This is a genomic window from Catenibacterium faecis, from assembly GCF_014306455.1.
Taxonomy (GTDB): domain Bacteria; phylum Bacillota_I; class Bacilli_A; order Erysipelotrichales; family Coprobacillaceae; genus Catenibacterium; species Catenibacterium mitsuoka_A.
In genome coordinates this window covers 1-3,016 of sequence record NZ_JACRWG010000110.1, presented here as the reverse complement: position 1 = coordinate 3,016, position 3,016 = coordinate 1, and the positions used below count along the sequence as shown (strand labels likewise).

At 30.0% G+C, this 3,016-nt stretch carries 4 protein-coding genes; all 4 read left to right on the top strand.

What is annotated here, in order from left to right:
- The first annotated feature begins 70 nt into the window (after positions 1 to 70).
- The 4 genes from H8909_RS12835 to H8909_RS12820 all read left to right on the top strand — a co-directional run bounded on the left by H8909_RS12835 (position 71) and on the right by H8909_RS12820 (position 2,905).
- Positions 71 to 919, top strand: a complete 849-nt coding sequence (locus H8909_RS12835) for an amidase domain-containing protein (protein WP_187013102.1) — start codon at positions 71 to 73, stop codon at positions 917 to 919.
- A gap of 209 nt (positions 920 to 1,128) precedes the next feature.
- A complete protein-coding gene (locus tag H8909_RS12830) occupies positions 1,129 to 1,563 on the top strand; it encodes a LytTR family DNA-binding domain-containing protein (protein WP_187013101.1) in 435 nt (144 codons plus the stop codon).
- 11 nt (positions 1,564 to 1,574) lie between these two features.
- A complete protein-coding gene (locus H8909_RS12825) occupies positions 1,575 to 1,988 on the top strand; it encodes a hypothetical protein (protein ID WP_187013100.1) in 414 nt (137 codons plus the stop codon).
- A gap of 5 nt (positions 1,989 to 1,993) precedes the next feature.
- Entirely contained in the window at positions 1,994 to 2,905 is a 912-nt protein-coding gene (locus H8909_RS12820) for an ABC transporter ATP-binding protein (protein WP_187013099.1), read from the top strand.
- The last annotated feature ends 111 nt before the right edge of the window (positions 2,906 to 3,016 follow it).

Sequence of the window (3,016 nt, the reverse complement as noted above, 5' to 3'; positions counted from 1 at the left end):
TTTTCAAATTAATTGTGGACTTCCAACCGTATTCAATTTTTTGGTGAGGCGGACTTGTCCAGCGTATTGAGTGGACTTCTCTACTGTAACGAGTGGTCTTCCATTAGCGGAATACTCAACTAATAATGAATTTAATGATAAACTAGCGGAATTTGCAGAATTTATAGATATTTATGAAAATGCAGAGTCTAATAAAAAAATCATTTCTTGTTTAAAAGAAAAAGAATTTAATTCTGAAGAACTTGAATTGTTATTACCAATAAGTAAGAGTTCAACTGAATTATCTAACAAAATAACTCCTAGTGATAATAGAAAATCAAATGGGTACGATTCTAATAAAGCTATTCAATATGCAAAGCAATGGTGGAATAGAACAAATAATACAGATTTTCCATATTATGCTAATTATTATAAGCAAGACCCTAATTCTAATGATTATAATGATTTAGATGAAAATGCAGAGGGACAGTCTGCAATAAGAAGAGGTTGGAGCGACTGTACGAATTTTGTTTCACAATGTTTAAGTTATGGTGGTTTTAAATATAGAAAATCAGGATTGTTTTTACCATATAGACAATCTAAAAACTGGTATTATGATAATGGAAAGCCATCACATACATGGGGTGGAGCTAATAATTTTTATCAGCATTGGAAATCCAGAGCTGGTATAGCAAAAACATCGGATTTACTTACAGCAGGAGATGTGATTTCAGTAGATTTTACCAAAGATGGAGATATAGACCATACTGCAATTATAACTTCCAATATTAACAATACAAATGAATCTAAATTGTTGACACAACACAGTATTGATAGAAGTGAATTTTTACCTACAGGAGATTATTTTTCTTTAGCATATCTATATAGTCAAGATTATAAAATATATGGATATGAAATGGATAAAGCACCAGTAAAATAAAAAATGAAAGGAGCTTTTAAACTGGTTCAAAAGTCAAGGACAGAATGATGACAGTCCCCGCTAAGGGGCTGTAACGAATAGATAGTATTTACTACTACCTTGAGCGTTACAGCTCTTTTTTTCATCTTACAATACGATTTCTACAACTTAATTGGATGTGATATTCACATGTATTATATTATGGTATCATTTTTGTAAGGGAGAAAAATATGAAGACAAGAATTGAATTGATATCTGAAGATCAAAAAGAAGAAGTTGTCATTAAATGCTATCAGATAACAGATGAAATACAAAGTATGATCTCTTTCATAGAAAATGAGAAAAGAATAATTGGATACAAAAGGGGAACTGCCTATCTATTGAATATCAATGATATATATTACTTTGAAATAGTTGATCAAAAAGCATTTCTCTATTGCAAAAAGGAAATATATGAATCAAAGATGAAACTTTATGAATTTGAACAAGAAACAGAAGGTACATCATTCTTTAGAGCATCTAAATCATTCATTATTAATGCAGATAAAATTGATTCTATTAAACCATCATTATCTGGAAGATTTGAAGTGATGCTGACTAATAAAGAGAAACTTATCGTTTCTAGACAATATGTACGTGTACTAAAACAAATGATTGGGTTGTAAGGAGAGTAATAATGAATAAAAAAGAATTAATGCATACAATGCTTGTAGAATATTTCGTAATATATAACTTATCAATGATGTGTACAATCTTATTCTGTTATTTTAACCAGCCACAAATAAAAATGCTTTCTGTATCTTATTTAGGACAGGTAGCAGTCTTCTCTTTACTTGCTTGTCTACCTACTATAATCTATAGTTTCAAGTTACAAAATGTAATAGTGAAGGACATTCTTCATACAATATTCTTAGAAATTATACTTCTAACTGCAGGCTATCAAATTGGCATGTATCAGGATTTCTTGGGAGGAATTTTCTTCTTTATAACAATTATTATTGTAGATATATTAGTCAGACTCTTTAATTATATTAATGATTGTCGTATGACTATAGAAATCAATAAAGCTCTGAAAAGTAGAAAGGGGTGACAACTATGAATAGTATTGAAATTAAACATCTTACAAAAACTTTTGGTGATATTAAAGCAGTAGATGACTTAAGCTTTACTGTAGAAAAGGGAACGTTCTTTTCCTTTCTAGGTGTCAATGGTGCAGGTAAGAGTACCACTATCTCTATGATATGTGGTGAACTTACAAGTGATACAGGAGAAATATACATTGAAGGCAAGGATACTAAAACACATATGAATGAAGTAAGAACTACTATAGGTGTTGTTTATCAAACTTCTGCATTAGATGATGTGCTCACAGTTTATGAAAATCTCAAGTATCGTGCTGCTTTGTATGGTATTACAGGGAATTCTTTTAAGAAGAAACTAGAAGAACTCTCTCTATTATTAGATTTCAAAGACTTTTTAAAGAAACCTTTAAATAAGCTATCAGGAGGACAAAGAAGACGTATAGATATAGCTCGTGTTCTTATTCATGAACCAGAACTTCTTATCTTAGATGAACCAACAACTGGTTTAGATCCTCAAACAAGAAAAACATTATGGAAAGTTATTGATAATTTAAGAAAAGAAAAACATATGACTGTATTTCTTACGACTCATTATATGGAAGAAGCAGCTGAAGCAGATCAAGTTGTTATTATTGATCATGGCCGTCAAATAGCTTCTGGAACACCACATGAATTAAAACAGAAATATGCTTATGATTATTTAAATATCTATCATGTAAAAGAAGAGGACATCAAGTCTTTAGGACATCCATATACATATAATAAGGATCATTACACAATCCGTATCAATCATTCGGGTGTTGTGAAAGAAATGATTCTTCAAAAACCAGAATTGTTTAATGACTTTGAACTAGTAAAAGGAAGAATGGATGATGTCTTCTTAAATGTAACAGGAAATAAACTCCCAGGAGGTGAACAAGTGTGAAACAAAAATCAATCAAAACGTATAAAAAAAGACAAACTTAAAAACAAGTTTGAATAATTTAGAAAAAATAGAATAGTTGAATTTTATGGTTTAGTTAATTTAGAAACGTCA